The organism is Sorangium sp. So ce1504, from assembly GCF_051521635.1.
Lineage (GTDB): Bacteria > Myxococcota_A > Polyangia > Polyangiales > Polyangiaceae > Sorangium > Sorangium cellulosum_B.
The window spans coordinates 6460022-6477132 of record NZ_CP150365.1 but is presented as its reverse complement, the minus strand read 5'-3'; the positions used below and the strand labels follow the sequence as shown (position 1 = coordinate 6477132).

Below are 17111 nucleotides of genomic sequence, written 5' to 3'. Positions count from 1 at the left end.
GAGCGCGCCGGAGCGCGCCGGAGTGCGCCGCCGCACGTGCCGCCGAGCACCGGCGCAGCGGCTTCCTCACCGGCGCACCGGCGCAGCGGCTTCCTCACCGGCACACCGGCGCAGCGGCTCCCACGCCTGCACACCGGCGCGAGGTGCGTAGAGACGATCGCACCGAGCGTGAGACATCGGCGTGAAACACGGATGTCGGGTGGGGATGGCGCGGAGCGCTCGTCGGAATGCAACTTCGGGCTTCCAGCTGCGACGAAATGCGCTAGGAAGAGCGCCGAGAAGATGGGCCGCTGCGCCCGTCCGGGCCGGTCAGCGCTGCCGGTCGGTTCGGCGCGTGGTCCTGGTAGTAGACGCGAAGAACAGCCATGCTCCGGTACCGCGCCGATATCAAGACACTCCTCTTCGTCGCGACGTATTTCGTGCTCGTGGCGGTGCAATGGGTCTACGCGCCGCGCGCGCTATGGCTCGCGATTCCGCTCCTCGCCACGACGTGCGTGTTCTCGTTCCTCGGAGCGGTCGCGACCCACAACGCGGTCCATTGCCCCGTGTTCCGGCGGCGATGGCTGAACCGCGCGTTCCAGGTCGCGCTCACGCTCACCTACGGGCACCCCGTCAGCGCCTACGTCCCGGGCCACAACCTCAGCCATCACAAGTACACGCAGTCCCGGCGTGACGTGATGCGGACGACGAAGGTGCGCTATCGGTGGAACCTGCTGAACGGCCTCTTTTTCATGAGCCGCGTGGTCCGGGACATCCTACCCGCCGACATGCGCTACTTCAAGGCGATGTACCGGCGGAACCCGCCGTGGTTCCGTCAGATGCTCCTCGAATCGGCGGTGTTCCTCGGCGCGATGGGGGCCCTGCTCGCGCTCGACTGGCAGAAGTTCCTCCTCTACGTCCTGATCCCCCACCAGTACGCCGCGTGGGGGATCGTGACCATGAACTACCTCCAGCACGACGGCTGCGACGAGGACAGCGAGCACAACCACTCGCGCAACTTCGTCGGCCGGCTGGTCAACTGGTGGACGTACAACAACGGCTTCCACTCCATCCATCACATGGAGCCCGGCCTCCACTGGAGCCTCCTGCCGGCGGCGCACGCGAGGCGCGTGGCGCCCTTCATCCACCCGGGCCTCGACCAGCCGTCGCTCCTCGCCTACCTCTTCCGCAGCTTCGTCTGGCCTGGCAAGCGCCTGCGCTACGACGGCGCCCCGGTCGTGCTCCCGCCGGAGGAGCCCGACGAGGAATGGATCCCTGGCCCGAAGGAGACGCCCAGCGACGTCTCGCTGGGCGCGATCGCGCCCGGCTGACCCGCCGGCTCCTGCCCCGCGCTGGAGGCTCGGCGCCGCTCTCCTGGGGCGGCGCGCCGGGCGCTTGGCCGAGATGTGCGGGGGGGGCCCACGCCGGCGCGGCGCGCGCGGTCCTGTGGCGCCTGGAGACCTCCCGAGAGGCACCTCGCGGTGACGACCGGGAGGCCAGGGTCGTGGCCGTCGCGAGGGGGTAGGGGGCTGGCCCGGCGCCGGGGGCGCCGGGCCCTGCGCATCCCCCGGTCAGCGCGGCTGATTCTCCCGCGGCTGGTCTCCCCGCGACTCGCCGCCACGACGGCCGATCTCGGCCATGTGCTGGCGATCGCCGCTCACGGCCTCGCCGCCTTTGCGGCCGATCTCGGCCATGTGGGCCCGGTCCTGGCTCACGCGCTCGCCGCCACGGCGACCGATCTCGGCCATGTGCTTGCGGTTCTGGCTGACGACCTCGCCGCCCTTCTTGCCGGCGGCGCGCGCCTCGTCGCGCGTGAACTCGTGCGCCGTGCCCTTCTCGTGGGCTGCCTTCCCGCCCTTGCTGGCGATCTTGCGCTGACGGTCCTCGTCCATGGCGGCGAAGCCACGCTGCTGCCGCTCGTTGGCAGCCCGCTGCGACGCTGACGAAGGCGGGGGTTCGCTCGGCGAGGCCCCTCTCTCCTCCTGGCCCTCCTCACTCCTGGAAATCATACGATCATCCATGCTCGCCATCATCCTCTCCTTACGGTTGGCTCGCTCGATTCAGGTCTCCGAACGGGGCCTGCGAGCCGGTAAAGGACGGCGTTCCCCCCGTCCCCTCCCGGGCCGGTCGAGACCGGCGATGGCCGCTCTCTTCCGGTGCTGGTCGGGGAGCGGCCTTCGCCGTCCCCTTCCGGTGCTGGTCGGGAGCGGCCTTCGCCGTCCCCTCCCGGTGCTGGTCGGGGAGCGGCTTTCGCCGTCCCCTTCCAGTGCTGGTCGGGGAGCGGCGTTCACCGCCTCCCTCCCAGCTGCGGAAAGGCCGACAGACCCTTTCCGCGAAGGCCTGTTGTGCCGGGCGGAACAACGTCAAGCGGGCTGAAGGTTGGGACGCGACGAATTAGGGGGAGGCTCACCGAGCGTGTTTTGGAAACAGCCGCGAACCTGGAAATGCCGAGAACGTCGTGCTCCCGCCGCGAGTCAAGCCCTCTTGGCGAAATCCCGCATGAACGCCGTGAGGCGCTCTACCGATGCAACGGGTACTGCGTTGTAGATCGAAACCCGGATACCCCCGGTCGACCTGTGTCCGGCGAGCCCCACCATACCCTCCTTTGCGGCCTCGGCGACGAAGCGTTTTTCCATCTCCTCGCTGGCCAGCCGGAACACCACGTTCATGAACGAGCGGCTCTCCTTCTCGACCGGCCCCCGGAAGACGTCCGGGTGCGCGTCGATGGTTTCGTACAGCAGCTCACCCTTCTTGCGATTCCGTCGCTCGACCTCCTCGAGCCCACCGATCTCAAGCGTATACGCGAGCACGTTGCGCATGAGGTAGATTGCGAATGTCGGAGGTGTGTTGTAGAGCGAGTTGTTGGCAGCGTAAGTGGCATAACGGAAAATGACGGGAATGTCTTTTCGCGCGCTGTCAACGAGATCCTTGCGGGCGAGCACGACCGTGATCCCGCTCGGTCCGATGTTCTTCTGGGCACCGGCGTAAACCAGGGCAAACCTGGAGATATCCATCTTCCGCCACAGGATGTCGGACGACATATCCGCGACGAGCGGCACGTCGCCCGTATCGGGCAGCCAGTGCCACTGCGTGCCGAACAGCGTGTTGTTCGTCGTCATGTGGACGTAGGCGGCGTTCGGATCGAGAGAGAGCTCTCCCTGGTGGGGGATACGGGTGTACCGCTTGTCAACGGCGGTGCTCCCGGCCACGCGCACCGTCCCGACGCGCTTCGCCTCCTCCAGGGCCTTCTCCGACCAGCCGCCGGTCAGGATGTAGTCGGCGCTCCTGCCGGGCGGCAGGAGGTTCATCGGCACGACCGCGAACTGCATGGCCGCGCCGCCCTGCATGAACAGCACGTGGTAGTCGTCCGACAGGCCGAGCAGCTGCCGGAGCAGCGAGATCGCCTCGTTGTGCACCGCCTCGAACGCCTTGCCGCGGTGGCTGTGCTCCATGATCGACATGCCCGTCCCCTCGAAATCGAGGAGCTCGCGCTGCGCGCGCTCGAGGGCGGGGAGGGGGAGCCCGGCAGGGCCGGCGTTGAAGTTGTGGACACGCGCCATGGTGCTTCTCCTGAGGTTCAAGTCGGCGGTTCCTGATGCCGCCGTGTCGGCCGTATACCACGGGGGGCGCCGCCTCCGCCGGACGGGCCGAGCAGGAGCGCCGCCGCGGCGGATCGCGCCGCGCCGGGCCCTTCGCCTCGGACCTGCCCGCGGCCGCGATCTGGGCTAAATTCACCGCACCGGAGGGCGAGCGATGCTGGTGACCCGCGAAGAGATGGCGTTCGATTTCCAGGGCGCCAGGCTCGATCCCGTCAAGGACAGGGACGTGATCGTCTGGGCCGTGCAGCAGTTCCTCTACGGGGAGATCACCGGCGTCCAGATTGGGCACTGGCTCTACAACGCCCCCGACCTGGAGTCCGCGCGCTTCCTCGCGCGCCAGGCCGTCGAGGAGTTCCAGCACGTCGGCAACTTCCTCCGCATCCTCGAGATCCTGGGCGCGCCGCCGGACAAGGCCGCCTGGAGCGTGCGCTTCCTCGCGACCGGGCTGATGGGCGGGGACTGGGCCGAGCACGTCGCCCTCGAGATGGCCCTCGGCGAGGGGCTCGTACTCCAGGCCTTCTACGCGATGATCGAGACCGTGGATGAGCCGGAGATCGTCGCCATCCTGAAGCGCGGCGTGCGGCAGGAAGAGCGGCACGTCGACTTCGGCGAGCAGCAGACGAGGAAGGCCATCGCGGGCAGGCCGGCGCTCCGGAGGCGGCTGCTCGGCCTCGCGCTGGTGTCGCTCTGGGGCGTGTCGCGGCTCGAGGCGTTCATGAAGAAGCGCCTGCCGATGGACCACCCGGCGCTCAAGCGCCTGCCCGATCTGGTGCGCCACACGGTGCGGATCGCGGAGCTCCGGCTCATGCGGATCGGCCTGACCGAGGCGCCGATCTCGTCGATGTCGTCCGGCCGCAAGCTCGCGCTGGTGGCGGAGGCGTACGGGGGCAAGCTCGCGCTCGGCCTCGCGTCGTGGGTGCTCTCGGTGCTGCTCTTCCCGCTCCGGCTGCTCGGCCTCGCGGGGCCGAAGCGGCTGACGGACACCTACCTGAGCGATCCCCTGGTCGCGTGCGGCGGCCGCCTCGGCGCTGGCGCGGAAGCTGGCGCGGAAGCTGGCACGGAAGACGACCCCGGCGGCGCCGGTGAGCAGGCGAGCCCGGGCGGCGGGCAGGCGGGGCACGGCGCGGCGGCGCGCGCCTGAACGCGAGGTGGAGCGTGGCTGACGGCGAGGACGAGGAGCGAGCCACCCGCGCCGGGGCGACCGGCGCGGCGGGGCCTCCCGGGGCGCGCCCTGCCCTCTCGCCCGCGTTGCCCGCGTCGCGGGAGCTGCCGCTCTTCGCCGAGCTGCCCGAGCTCTCGGGGCAGGTCCCGTGGCGCCCCCTCGCGCACGCGCCGACGCCGGTCGTCCCGTGCGCCGCGATCGAGGGGTACCTCGGGCGCGGCGGCGTCTGGGTGAAGCGCGACGATCTGATCTCGCCGCTCTACGGCGGCAACAAGGTGCGTCGCTTCGAGTTCCTGCTCGCCGACGCGGAGCGGCGCGGCGCGAGGACGCTCGTCACCGTCGGCGGGCTGGCGTCGACGCAGGTCACCGCCACGGCCCTCTTCGGCCGCGCGCTCGGCTTCGCCGTCACCGCGGTCCTGTTCGATCAGCCGATCACCCGGTTCGGCCGCGGCGCGCTCCTCGCCGACGCGGCCAGCGGCGCCGAGCTCGTCCACGGCGGCGGCTACGCGACCACCGCGGTCCGGGCGATCCGGGCGCTGCGCCGGGCCGACCGGCCGTATTTCATCCTGCCAGGCGCCTCGTCCGCCCTCCCGTGCCTCGGCTACGTCGACGCGATGCTCGAGCTCGCGGAGCAGGTCCAGCGCGGCGAGGTCCCCCGGCCCGATCGCATCGTCGTCCCCTCGGGGACGGGCGGCACGCTGGCGGGGCTCACGCTGGGCGCCGCGGTGCTCGGCTGGCCGACCACGATCGTCGGTGTTCGCATCACCGAGCGCATCGCGTCGAACCGCGCCGTCGTCCGGTACGAGATCGGCAGCATGAAGCGCCTGCTCGCCCGGCGCGCGCCGCGCTTCACCCGGCGTCGGCTCCCGCCGGTCCGCTTCGAGATCGATCACCGCGCGATCGGCCCCGGGTACGGCATGCCGACCCCCGCGTCCATCGCCGCGATCCCCGAGGTGGAGCGGCTGATCGGCGTGCCGGGGGAGGTCACGTACAGCGCGAAGGCGCTCGCCGCGCTGCGCGGGATCGCGCAGGAGCGCCCGCGGGAGACGATCCTCCTCTGGCAGACGCTCTCGAGCGCGCGACCGCCGCTCGCGGAGGGCGGAGCGGCGGCGCTCCCGCCGGCGTTCGCGCGGTTCTTCGACGGGGAGATCGCGTACTGAGGGCGCGGCGCGTGGTCGACGCGCCGCGCCGTGGCGTCACTTCAGGCGCAGGCTGTTCACGAGCTTGTCGAAGTCGGCGCGCGCCCCGGTGACCGTCTTCTCGGGGCCGGTCATCTTGAAGAACCAGAGCCCGCCGGACGGCGTCTCGGCGATCGCGCCGAGGAGGGCATGGTTCGGCTTCGGATCCGAGGCGGGCATGCCGGGCATCCCGGAGCCGGCGAACGTCCCCTTCACCTCGACGATGGTGACCTTGAGATCGCCGGCCTTGAGGTCGGTGCGCTTGGGGGAATCGTCGCTCTTCTGGGAGAACTGGCCGGCCCAGCGCGTGATGTTCGCGTCCACGCTGCCGCCCGCCTGGCTCACGCTGAGCTCGGCGTCCTCGGTGTCACCGGCGGCGCGCTTGATCTTGTACGTGGCCTTGCGCATCGTGTTGGGGTTCGGCGCGCTCTCGAAGCTCGCCGGGGCGTCCCACGCGAGATCGCCGCCGCCCGCCTGCTGGCCGCTGGCCGGCGCCGGCTTCGGAGCGGGCGCCGCCTCGGCAGGCGCGGCGGGCTTGCTGGTCGCCGGCGCCTCGGGCGCGGATGTGGCTGTCGGCTCGGGGGTCTTCGAGCACGCCGCGGCGAGCGCGGCGACGAGCGGCAAAACCATGGCGGAGCGGAGCTTGATCATCGTGGGAGGCCTCGGCGGGGTTCGCGGCGACTGTAGTCGCCGTGCCCGCGGCCTCAAGCCGGATCGGACCGCGGCGAGCTCCCGGCGCGCTCTTGCCGGAGGCGCCCGGCGGGTCGTTCAGCCGCACGCTTTGCCGTGATACCACCAAAATACAAATACATGGACCCCACCTTCCGGCGCGCGTTCAACGCTGCCTTCGGGCCGTCGACCTACGCGGACTACCTCGGCCGGCTCGAGCGGCGGCTCGGGTGCGCGATCCCGTTCCGCGTCGCCGAGACGCCGCTGTTCCTGCCCCACAGGCTGCGCGACGACCTCGAGCGCTCCGCGACGGAGATCGTGCGACAGATCTCGAGCCCCGCGCTCATCGCGCAGATGAAGCGCGCCATCCCTGCGCACCTCGACGTCCCGGGCATGGATCCGCTCCCCAACTGCGTGCAGGTCGACTTCGCGATCGTGCGCGGCCCGGACGGCGAGCTCACGGGCAAGGTGGTCGAGCTGCAGGCGTTCCCGTCGCTCTACGCGCTCATGCTCGTCCAGGTCGAGGTCATGGCCGAGGTGCTCGCCGGGATGCCGGGCCTCGACCGGCGCTGGTCGTGCTGCTTCGGGGGCCGGAGCACCGTCGACGTCCTCGCGCAGCTCCGCCGCGCGATCCTCGCGGGAGAGCCCGAAGAGTCGGTGGTCCTGCTCGACCTCGCGCCGGAGAAGCAGAAGACGTACCCCGACTTCGTGGCGACGAAGCTCCTCGTCGGCGTCGACGCCGTCTGTCCGACGGCGCTCGTCCGGGAGGGGGACCGGCTGTTCCGCCGCGTGGGCGGGCGGCTCGTCCAGGTCCGCCGGCTGTACAACCGCGTCGTGTTCGACGAGCTCGAGTCGAAGCGGGTCGAGCTCCCGTTCCGGTACGGCGATCCGCTCGACGTCACGTGGTGCTCGCACCCGAACTGGTACTGGACCTGGTCGAAGTACACGCTGCCCTACATCGATCACCCCGCGCTCCCGCGGGCGCGGACGCTGAGCGCGCTGGAGGGCGCGCCGCTGGATCTCGAGCGCTACGTGCTCAAGCCGCTGTTCTCCTTCGCGGGCTCCGGGGTGAAGGTGGATGTCACGCCCGAGGACATCGCCGCGATCCCGGAGGGGGAGCGCTCGGGCTGGCTGCTCCAGGAGAAGGTCGCGTACGAGCCGGCGCTCGCGATGCCTGACGGGAACGGGGTGAAGGCCGAGGTGCGGATGATGTTCCTGCGCGCGCCGGACGAGCCCGAGCTCTCGCTCGTCCTCAACCTGGTGCGGCTCTCGCGCGGGAGGATGCTCGGCGTCGATCAGAACCGCGACCTGACCTGGGTCGGCGGCACCGTGGGGATCTGGCCGGTCGACTGAGGTCGCGCGCAGGTGATGAGCGCGCGCCACGCGCCGGGGACGAGCGCCGCCGCGGTCGTGCGCTCAGGCGATGAGCGCGATCTGCCACGCGCCGAGGACGAGCGCCGCCGCGGTCGCGCCCAGCGCGACCTGGACGACGGGGCGCCGCGGCGCGGGCCGGTTGCGCAGCGAGAGGCCGGCGACGACCCCGATCGCGGCGCCGCTGAGCAGCCCGAAGGCGTGCGCGCCGAGATCGGAGCGTGGGCTCGCGCCGAGGGCGCCGAGGAGGGCGAGGCCTCCCACGAGCGGCGCGACGAGGTGGAGGAGGTGGCGCTTCTCGCCGCTCTCCTTGTCGTGCGCGTGGTCGAGCATCAGCTGCGTGGCGGCGAGCAGCCCGATCGCGCCGAACACCGCGGTGGAGGCGCCGATCGAGGCGTGGTGCTGGCCCATGCTCTGGTGCCAGAGCGCGTTCGCGAAGTTCCCGATCGCGCCCGAGGCGACCACGGCGAGCGCGGCGCCGCCCGGCCCGAGGCGGCGCTGCACGGCGGACGCGAAGACCGTCCCGGAGATGACGTTGCCGAGCACGTGGGCCGAGTCGGCGTGCAGCGTGAGCGCGGTGATGGCGCGCCACGGCTCCGGTCCCACGACGAGGTCGGCGACGGACGCGCCGCGCTGGAACCAGCGTCCGCCGCCGCTCGCGGGCCCGGTGACGAGGAAGAAGAAGAGGGCGAGCGCGGCGAACGCGACGCCGGCGACCATGGACGGAGGGTGGCGCAGCCGCTCGCGCGGGCGGAGCGGGGGCCAGTTGCGGTTCTCCGCTTCGTACCGATCGATCGAGCCCGCGGCGAGGGCGTAGTCCTCGTCGCGCACGAGGAGCACCCAGCCCGCCGGCGTGTACCGCACGGCGTGCCAAAGCTCGCTCGACTGGAGGACGAGGGCCCACTCGCGGATCTTGCGCTCCGGCATGACGGGGCCGATGGCCGTGAGCCCGAGGCCGTGATTTTCCGCCTCTCCGGAGGTGGGATCGCCGTTCTGGATCATCGCCGCCCTCTCGCCGCGCGCCGGCGGCAGGATCGCGATCGGGACGAACGGCTCGCCAACTGCATCTCGAACACAGACACGGTTCTGTTCGCCCACGGCGGGTCCTCCACGGTTCGTCGACCCAAGGTTCATCGAAACGTGCGGATGAGCCCGGAAGCTGTCAACGCCGGGTCTCCGGGAGCCTGACCGTCTCTTCGTCACGCCGAGCCGCGGCGCTCCTTGCCGGTTGCCGGCTCTGTGCGCGCGCTGCGCGGCCGGGCCCTTGTGCGCGCGCCGCAGCGGTGGCAGTGCGTGGTTGTGTCGACGGCCATCACGCAGGGCATCCGGGTCACCGTCTCGACGGTCTACGTCCCCACGCAGTCATCCCCGACGGAGCACCGCTACGTCTTTGCTTACACCGTGCGGATCGCGAACGAAGGCACCGAGCCCGCCCAGCTGAGGACGCGGCACTGGATCATCACGCACGGCAGCGGGAAGGTGGAGGAGGTGCGCGGCCCTGGCGTCGTCGGCCAGCAGCCCTCGCTCAAGCCTGGCGAGCACTTCGAGTACACGAGCGGTTGTGTGCTCGAGACCCCGCGCGGCACGATGCGCGGCACCTACCAGATGCACCGCCCCGACGGCCGCGTCTTCGACGCCGAGATCGCGTCGTTCACCCTGGCGATGCCGCACTCCCTGAACTGACCCCGCCCCCGTTACCCCCCAACCCCCCTTGGAAGAGCCAGCGGGGAGGGGGTGCCCGTGCGCGCGGGCGGCGGGGTAGGGCCCCACGAACCCGAGCGCCGGCCCGCATCGCAGCCTATCGCTCCCGACCCGCCTCTCCCGCACCCACGGCAATCGCCTCCCAAAAGGCGCGAGTTCGTGGGAGGGGCCCCCGCCGCCCGCGCGCACGGGCACCCCCTCCCCGCTGGCTCCGTCGCTGCCGTCCTAGCCGACGGCCTCCGGCTCGACCGCCGCCCCGTTCGCCTTCGCCTTCTCCGGCCCCCCCCCGTTCGCCGCCGAGAACTTGAACGTGAACTCCCCGCCTTCGAAATCGACGGCGACGTTCCCCCCGTTCTCGAGGGCCCCGAAGAGCAGCTCGTCCCCGAGCCGCCGCTTGATGTCGTTCTCGATGACGCGCCCGAGCGGCCGCGCCCCGTTCGCCGGATCGTACCCTCGCGTCGCGAGCTCCGCCCGCGCCCGGTCTGTCACCTCGACCGTCACCGATCGATCCGCCAGCATCGCCGCGAGCTCGCCGACGAACTTGTCCACGATGCTGCCCATCACCGACGGATCCAGCGCCCGGAACATGATGCGCGCGTCCAGCCGGTTCCTGAACTCCGGGCTGAACGTGTTCTTGTAGGCCTTGTCGTCGTCGCCCGCCGTCCCTCGCTCGCCGAAGCCGACGCGCGCCTGCGCTAGCTCCCGCGCGCCCACGTTGCTCGTCATGATCAGCACCATGTGGCGGAAGTCGCTCTTCTTGCCGTTGTTGTCGGTCAGCGTGCCGTGGTCCATCACCTGGAGCAGGACCTGGAACACGTCCGGGTGCGCCTTCTCGATCTCGTCGAGCAGCAGCACCGCGTGCGGCGTCTTCGCCGCCGCCTCCGTGAGCAGGCCGCCGCGGTCGAAGCCGACGTAGCCGGGCGGCGCGCCGATGAGCCGGGAGACGGTGTGGCGCTCCTGGTACTCGCTCATGTCGAACCGCAGGAACCCGATGCCGAGCGCCCTGGCGAGCTGCTTCGCGAGCTCGGTCTTGCCGACGCCGGTCGGGCCCGAGAACAGGAACGAGCCGATCGGCTTCTCCGGCGCGCGCAGCCCCGCGCGCGACAGCTTGATCGCCGACGCGAGCTGCTTCACCGCCTCGTCCTGGCCGAAGATCACCGAGCGCAGCGACTGCTCGAGATCCTTGAGCTGCGCCTTGTCCGACGTCGACACCTGGCGCGGCGGGATCTGCGCCATCTTCGCGACGACGAGCTCGATGTCCGCCGCCTCGACCGTGTACCCGTCCCCGTGGCGGAGGCGCGCCGCCGCGCCCGCCTCGTCGAGCAGATCGATCGCCTTGTCGGGCAGCCTTCGATCTTGCAGGTACCGCGCCGACAGCTTGGCCGCGGCCTCGATCGCCTCGGCCGTGTACGTGATCTTGTGGAACTCCTCGTAGCGCTTCTGCAGGCCCTTCAGGATCTGCGCCGTCTCGTCGACCGAGGGCTCCGACACCTCGATGCGCTGGAACCGCCGCGCGAGCGCGCTGTCGCGCTCGAGGTGGCCGCGGTACTCCTGGAACGTCGTCGCGCCGATGCAGCGCAGGCGGCCCGAGGCCAGCGCGGGCTTGAGCAGGTTCGACGCGTCCATCGTCCCGCCGCTCGCGGCGCCGGCGCCGATGATCGTGTGGATCTCGTCGATGAAGAGGACCGAGCCCGGCTGCTTCTCGAGCGCGCGCAGCACCGCCTTGAGGCGGTTCTCGAAGTCGCCGCGGTACTTCGTGCCGGCGAGGAGCGCGCCCATGTCGAGCGCGTAGACGGTCGCGTCCTTGAGCGGCGCGGGCACGTCCTTCTTCTCGATCCGCTGCGCGAGCCCCTCCACGATCGCCGTCTTGCCGACCCCGGCGTCGCCGATGAGCAGGGGGTTGTTCTTGCGCCGCCGCGCGAGCACCTGGATCGTGCGGGCGACCTCGTTCTCACGGCCGACCAGCGGATCGATGCGGCCCTCGGCCGCCTCCTTGTTGAGGTTCGTCGTGAACGCCGCGAGCGGATCCTTGACCGGCTGCGCGGCGCCGGGCTCGCCGCCCTCCTCCGGCGGCTCCTCCCGGAGGCCGTCGTCCTGGCCCGTCTTCGAGATGCCGTGCGAGATGTAGTTCACGACGTCGAAGCGGCTGATGCCCTGCTCGCCGAGGAGCGTCACGGCCGGGCAGTCGCGCTCGGCGAACATCGCCACCAGCACGTTCGCCCCCTTGAGCTCCTTCTTGCCCGAGGACTGCACGTGCATCGCGGCGCGGCCGACCACGCGCTGGAACCCGAGCGAGAGCGTCGGGCTCGTGTCCGCGTCCTCCGGCAACACCTCGATCTCCTCGTCGAGGAAGCGCTCGAGCTTCTTCTTCAGCAGCGGGGTGTCGCCCCCCGCGTGCCGGAGGACCTCGGCCGTCTCCTCGTCGAAGAGCAGCGCGTAGAGCAGGTGCTCGATGGTCACGAACTCGTGCCGGCGGCGCGAGGCCTCCCGGGTGGCGAGCGAAAAGGCGATCTCAACTTCGGGGCTGATGCGCATGGTCATTCCGGCTCGGCGGTCAACCGAAGGGGCATCGCGTGCTCCTTGGCGAAGTCCTGGACTTGGGCGACCTTGGTCTCGGCGACATCCTTCGTGTACACGCCGGCGACCCCGTGGCCGCGATGGTGCACGCTCAGCATGATGTGCGTGGCCTCCGTCTCGGTGCGGTGGAAGAACTTCATGAGGACGAGCACGACGAACTCCATCGTCGTGTAGTCGTCGTTGTGGAACACGACCTTGTAGCGGCGGGCCTTCTCGACCTTCCGTTCGCGCTCGGTCGCGAGGTCGCCCTGCTTGTCTTCTCTTTCCTCAGGATCGTTCGGCATAAATCCGTCGGGAAGGATAGCAAGAGCCCCGCCCCGGCGAGCGGCCGACGAAGCTGGCTCATGCCCCGGAAGCATGCTCCGCCGCGGCGCCCTTCGCCACGCGCGGGCCTGGATTTTCCGTCCGCCGTGGCGCCCGGCTCATGGAACCGGGCCGAGGGTGCTGTTGGGTTCGTTCGCGGGCGCCGGCTTGATCCGGCTGGCTCCGGCCGGCGGGGCGCCGCCCCGCCGCAGGCGCGCGAGCGGCCCGCGGCGGAGGGCGCGCCGGCGCCGTCACACGAGCGACATGGCCGCGCCGAGGTCGATCTCGACGGGCGTGAGGCCCCAGATGTCGCGCGCGTACTCGCGCACCGTGCGGTCCGAGGAGAACTCACCCACGCGCGCGATGTTGAGCGCGGACTTGCGCAGCCAGCTCTGCCGGTCGGCGTAGGCCGCCTCCACCTCGCGCTGACAGGCGGAGTAGGCCTTGAAGTCGGCGAGCATCATGTACTCGTCCCGGCCGAGGAGCCGGTCGAGCAGGGGCTGGAAGAGCTCGCGGTACTCCGGGGAGAAGAAGCCCGACGAGATGAGCTCGACCACCTCGCGGAGCTCCGGGTCGGCGGCCACCGCGGTGCGCCCCTCGAAGTGCTCGCTGCGGCGGGCGATCACCTCGTCGGCGGTCAGCCCGAACAGGAAGAAGTTCTCCGGGCCCACCGCGTCGCGGATCTCGATGTTCGCGCCGTCGAGCGTGCCGACGGTGAGCGCGCCGTTCAGCGCGAGCTTCATGTTCCCGGTGCCCGACGCCTCCATGCCCGCGGTCGAGATCTGCTCGGAGACGTCGGCGGCGGGGATGATGCGCTCGGCCAGCGAGACGCGGTAGTTCGGCATGAACGCGACCCGGAGCCCGCTGTGGCGCCGGTCGCCGTTCACCACGTAGGCGACGGCGTGGATGAACTTGATGATGAGCTTCGCCTGCCGGTAGCCGGGCGCCGCCTTGGCGCCGAAGATGAAGGTCCGCGGCATGATCTGCTCGCCGCGCTTCTGGCGCAGGTAGAGCGCGACGATGTGGAGCGCGTTGAGCAGCTGGCGCTTGTACTCGTGGAGGCGCTTGATCTGGACGTCGAAGATCGAGGAGGGGTCGACGTTGACGTCGAGCTCCTGCGCGATGACCTTCGCGAGCGCCACCTTGTTCGCGCGCTTCACCGCGGCGATCCGCTCGATGAACTCCGGATCGTCGAGGTGGCGCTCGAGCTCGCGCAGCCGCTCGAACTCCGTCACCCACTTCGGGCCGACCTTCTCGGTGACGAGCGCGGCGAGCGCGGGGTTGCAGGCGAGCAGCCACCGCCTGAACGTGACGCCGTTCGTCTTGTTGTTGAACCGCTCGGGCCAGAGGTCGTAGAAGTCGCGGAGCAGGTCGCGCTTGACGAGCTCGGAGTGGAGCTTGGCCACGCCGTTCACCGAGTGCGAGCCGACGACCGCGAGGTGGGCCATGCGCACGTGGCGCTCGTGGCCTTCCTCGATGAGGGACATCCGCGCCACGCGGTCCTGGTCCTGCGGGTGGGCGTCCATGACCTCGCGCAAGAACCGCCGGTTGATCTCGTAGATGATCTCGAGGTGCCGCGGCAGGAGCCGCTCGAAGAGCGCGACGGGCCAGCGCTCGAGCGCCTCGGGCAGCAGGGTGTGGTTCGTGTACCCGAAGGCCCCGACCGTCTGCTTCCACGCGTCCTCCCAGGCGAGCAGGTGGTCGTCGATGAGGACGCGCATCAGCTCGGCGATCGCGATGGCGGGGTGGGTGTCGTTCAGCTGGATCGCGTTCTTCTCGGCGAAGCGCGAGAAGTCCGGGTGGACGCGGTTGTAGCGGTTCACGATGTCGGCGATGGAGCAGGCGACGAAGAAGTACTCCTGCCGGAGGCGCAGCTCCTTGCCCTTGTCGAAGTTGTCGTTCGGGTAGAGGACCTTGGAGATGACCTCCGACTGGTTCTTCTCGTGGACGGCGTGCACGTAGTCGCCGGCGTTGAAGAGCTCGAAGTCGAACTCCTCGCCCGCGCGGGCCGACCAGAGGCGGAGGGTGTTGACGGTGTTCGACTGGTAGCCCGCGATGGGCGTGTCGAACGGGACGCCGATGACCTGCTCGGAATGGCGCCAGACCACGCGGAAGCCGCCGCGCTTGTCGGGGACGCGCTCGGTGTAGCCGCCGAACGAGACGGGGACGGCGTGCTCGGGGCGCTCGATCTCCCAGGGGTTGCCGAAGCGGAGCCACTCGTCGGCGCGCTCGACCTGGTAGCCGTCGCGGATGACCTGCTCGAAGATGCCGAACTCGTACCGGATGCCGTACCCGTAGGTGGGCAGGCCGATCGTGGCCATGGAGTCGAGGAAGCAGGCGGCGAGCCGCCCGAGGCCGCCGTTGCCGAGCCCGGCGTCGGGCTCCTGCTCGACGAGCTCATCGAGGTCGAGGCCGAGCTCGCCGAGCACGGTCTTGTAGCTGTCGTAGATGTCGAGCGCCTGCAGGTTGGCGACGAGCGCCCGGCCGAGGAGGAACTCTGCGGAGAGGTAGTAGCCGCGCTTGACGTCCTGCTCGTAGTAGGTGTGCTGCGTCTTCGTCCACCGGTCGACGAGGCGGTCGCGCGCCGAGAGGGCGAGGGCGACGTACCGGTCGAACGACGTGGCGGACATGGACTCCCGGGCGCGCGAGTAGTGCAGGTGATCGGCGAAGGCGCGGCGCAACGCGATCGGGTGCATGCCGGTGCGGGCGTCCGGCGCCGGGTTGCCGCGGAAAAATGCGGCGGGGGTGTCGCGCTGCTGGGCGTTGCCGTCTCTCTGGGCGGGGGTTTCTCTCTGACGGTTGGGATCGGCGTCGATCGGGTTGGCCATGGCGGCGCACTTTAGACGGATCTGGCCCGCGCTGGTTGGCTGCGCGACGTGCTCGGATGAGGTTCCGTGTGGGCGTCGGTTGCCGATGATCCCCGGGTCAAATTGTGATAGTAACGGAATCCAGTCCGGCGACCTGGTACGGGGCGAGCGCCGTCAGCCTGTGCGGCGGGAGAGCGGCGGGATGGTCGACGGATGGCGGGGCGTGGCGGCGTGAGCGGCGGCGGGCTCAGGCGTCGCTGATGCGGGCAGCCAGGTGCGTCGACCCGCTCCGACAGTGACGCCGGACGCGCTGCGTCGTCTCAGCGCGGGCAGCTGCCGAGCAGCGGCGCCCCGAGCAGATCGAGCTGCTCGACCGCGCGCTGCGGCCGGCGCGCGCGCAGGCCCGCGCCCGTCCCCGGGGCGGCGCTCCAGGAGCTCGCCCGCAGGACGAGCTCCTCGCGGAGCGCCACGAGCTCGCGCGACGGCAGGGTGCTCGTGTCCGTCACGAGCCGCGCTCCGTCACGGTAGCCGGTCCACACGGTGTAGCCGTCCCGTGTGACCTCGATCCCGAACCTGGGGCCATAATCCGTGATCTCGTAGCTGCGCCCCAGGGCCAGGAAGCTCCACTTCTTCATCGCGACCGTCTCGCCAGTGTCCGTCGAGGCAGCCGGACCGGCCAACAAACCGGGGGGCGGGCCCCGCGCACTGCGGCCCATGGGCGTGATCCGCGCGAAATCCGCGAGGAGTCCGGGTCACCCGGGCCCGCGCGCCGGAGCGGCGCACCCACACGAGCCGCCTTCCCCAGCGGCTTCGTTTCGCGAGGTGCCTGACGTCGTGGGGTACCTGTCGTGATGGCGGACCCACGCCATCGTGTAAGGGAGCGCGGCCTCGTCCCGGCCGAGGGGCGTGAGATCCAGGTAGTTGTAGGTGCCGATCAGGACGTCGAGCCCGCGCGCGTAGGTCGAGTAGGTGTGGAAGACCTCGTCGCCTTCGCGGGCGAAGACGCTGAGCCCAGGGGCCTCGGGGAAGGGGGAGCTCGCCTTCTTGAAGTTGTACTCCATATCTCCTCGAGCGCGCTCCTCCTCACGGAACGAGACGTGATAGTCATAGTTGAAGTCCGTCTCGTCCGAGGAGACCCACGGGAACGTCCAGCCCATTCGCGCCTTGAACGCCTCGATCTTGGCGAGCGGCGCGCGGGAGACGGCGCAATACGCCGTGTCGCGGGCGGCCAGGTGGACGTGGCCACCCTGGATGTTGTCGGCCACGTACGAGCAGCTCTTGCAGCCCTCCTCCCAGCTCGGCGCGAACATGAAATGGTAGACGAGGAGCTGCCGGCGCTCGCCGAAGAGCTCGCGCAGCGTCAGCTTGCCTGAAGGGGCGTCGAACACATAGGCCTTGTCGACCCTCACCCACGGCAGCTCGCGGCGCGCGGCGCTCAGCGCGTCGCGCCGCCGGTCGTGCTCTTTCTCTCTCTCCAGCAGCGCCAGGCGCGCCGCCAGCCACTCTTCCCTTGAAACGACCTTGGCGCGGCTCATCGGCGCTCTCCCTTCGACGCGGGGGCGCCGGCGGCGCTCCTGCTCTGGTTCCGGTTCCGGAGCTTCTTGATGGCGATCGCGGTCACGGCGCCGGCGGAGGCCGCCTGGGCGAGGACCCATCCGATGGACGCGAGGCACGCAGGGCACATGGGGATCTCCTCCTGTGGGCGGCGCGCGCGGCGCCTCGCCGCGCCGGCCGCTGGCCCGTGGAAATGACCACGGCGCCTCTG

At 70.7% G+C, this 17111-nt stretch carries 15 protein-coding genes; 5 read left to right on the top strand and 10 right to left on the bottom strand.

What is annotated here, in order from left to right:
• The first annotated feature begins 365 nt into the window (after window positions 1–365).
• Window positions 366–1310: a fatty acid desaturase family protein gene (locus WMF39_RS24240; RefSeq protein ID WP_437747825.1), complete on the top strand. Its 945-nt coding sequence runs from the start codon at window positions 366–368 to the stop codon at window positions 1308–1310.
• 240 nt (window positions 1311–1550) lie between these two features.
• Here the strand turns inward: WMF39_RS24240 and WMF39_RS24235 are convergent, their stop codons facing one another.
• Entirely contained in the window at window positions 1551–1871 is a 321-nt protein-coding gene (locus WMF39_RS24235; RefSeq protein ID WP_044965509.1) for a KGG domain-containing protein, read from the bottom strand.
• 582 nt (window positions 1872–2453) lie between these two features.
• On the bottom strand, window positions 2454–3539 hold the full coding sequence (gene serC / locus WMF39_RS24230; RefSeq protein WP_437747824.1) for a 3-phosphoserine/phosphohydroxythreonine transaminase: 1086 nt from the start codon (window positions 3537–3539) through the stop codon (window positions 2454–2456).
• Between the two features lie 193 nt (window positions 3540–3732).
• Here serC and WMF39_RS24225 point away from each other — a divergent pair, with 193 nt between their 5' ends.
• Together WMF39_RS24225 and WMF39_RS24220 are read left to right on the top strand one after the other, a co-directional pair.
• A complete protein-coding gene (locus WMF39_RS24225; RefSeq protein ID WP_437747823.1) occupies window positions 3733–4719 on the top strand; it encodes a ferritin-like domain-containing protein in 987 nt (328 codons plus the stop codon).
• 14 nt (window positions 4720–4733) lie between these two features.
• The gene (locus tag WMF39_RS24220) at window positions 4734–5900 is read left to right on the top strand and encodes a 1-aminocyclopropane-1-carboxylate deaminase/D-cysteine desulfhydrase (protein ID WP_437747822.1); all 1167 of its coding nucleotides are present in this window, start codon (window positions 4734–4736) and stop codon (window positions 5898–5900) included.
• 36 nt (window positions 5901–5936) lie between these two features.
• On the opposite strand, the gene WMF39_RS24215 is transcribed toward WMF39_RS24220, so the two are convergent.
• The gene (locus WMF39_RS24215; protein ID WP_437747821.1) at window positions 5937–6569 is read right to left on the bottom strand and encodes a hypothetical protein; all 633 of its coding nucleotides are present in this window, start codon (window positions 6567–6569) and stop codon (window positions 5937–5939) included.
• Window positions 6570–6728: 159 nt separating this feature from the next.
• Between WMF39_RS24215 and WMF39_RS24210 the strand changes: the two genes are divergently transcribed.
• Window positions 6729–7940: a hypothetical protein gene (locus tag WMF39_RS24210; RefSeq protein ID WP_437747820.1), complete on the top strand. Its 1212-nt coding sequence runs from the start codon at window positions 6729–6731 to the stop codon at window positions 7938–7940.
• A gap of 63 nt (window positions 7941–8003) precedes the next feature.
• On the opposite strand, the gene WMF39_RS24205 is transcribed toward WMF39_RS24210, so the two are convergent.
• Window positions 8004–9056 carry a rhomboid family intramembrane serine protease gene (locus WMF39_RS24205; protein ID WP_437747819.1) on the bottom strand — a complete coding sequence of 351 codons (1053 nt, stop codon included), beginning with the start codon at window positions 9054–9056 and terminating at the stop codon, window positions 8004–8006.
• Window positions 9057–9257: 201 nt separating this feature from the next.
• Here WMF39_RS24205 and apaG point away from each other — a divergent pair, with 201 nt between their 5' ends.
• Window positions 9258–9641 carry a Co2+/Mg2+ efflux protein ApaG gene (gene apaG, locus WMF39_RS24200; protein ID WP_044965505.1) on the top strand — a complete coding sequence of 128 codons (384 nt, stop codon included), beginning with the start codon at window positions 9258–9260 and terminating at the stop codon, window positions 9639–9641.
• Between the two features lie 243 nt (window positions 9642–9884).
• On the opposite strand, the gene clpA is transcribed toward apaG, so the two are convergent.
• The 6 genes from clpA to WMF39_RS24170 all read right to left on the bottom strand — a co-directional run bounded on the left by clpA (window position 9885) and on the right by WMF39_RS24170 (window position 17030).
• Window positions 9885–12200, bottom strand: a complete 2316-nt coding sequence (clpA, locus tag WMF39_RS24195; RefSeq protein WP_437747818.1) for an ATP-dependent Clp protease ATP-binding subunit ClpA — start codon at window positions 12198–12200, stop codon at window positions 9885–9887.
• A complete protein-coding gene (clpS, locus tag WMF39_RS24190) occupies window positions 12197–12520 on the bottom strand; it encodes an ATP-dependent Clp protease adapter ClpS (RefSeq protein WP_272093285.1) in 324 nt (107 codons plus the stop codon). Before clpS ends, clpA begins: the two co-directional genes overlap by 4 nt.
• Before the next feature lie 270 nt (window positions 12521–12790).
• Window positions 12791–15367 (bottom strand): glycogen/starch/alpha-glucan phosphorylase, encoded by a 2577-nt coding sequence (locus tag WMF39_RS24185; protein ID WP_437747817.1) that lies wholly within the window; start codon window positions 15365–15367, stop codon window positions 12791–12793.
• A gap of 299 nt (window positions 15368–15666) precedes the next feature.
• Window positions 15667–15981: a hypothetical protein gene (locus WMF39_RS24180; protein ID WP_437747816.1), complete on the bottom strand. Its 315-nt coding sequence runs from the start codon at window positions 15979–15981 to the stop codon at window positions 15667–15669.
• A gap of 117 nt (window positions 15982–16098) precedes the next feature.
• The gene (locus WMF39_RS24175) at window positions 16099–16881 is read right to left on the bottom strand and encodes a DUF899 domain-containing protein (RefSeq protein WP_437747815.1); all 783 of its coding nucleotides are present in this window, start codon (window positions 16879–16881) and stop codon (window positions 16099–16101) included.
• Window positions 16878–17030: a hypothetical protein gene (locus tag WMF39_RS24170; protein WP_437747814.1), complete on the bottom strand. Its 153-nt coding sequence runs from the start codon at window positions 17028–17030 to the stop codon at window positions 16878–16880. Before WMF39_RS24170 ends, WMF39_RS24175 begins: the two co-directional genes overlap by 4 nt.
• Window positions 17031–17111 lie beyond the last annotated feature (81 nt).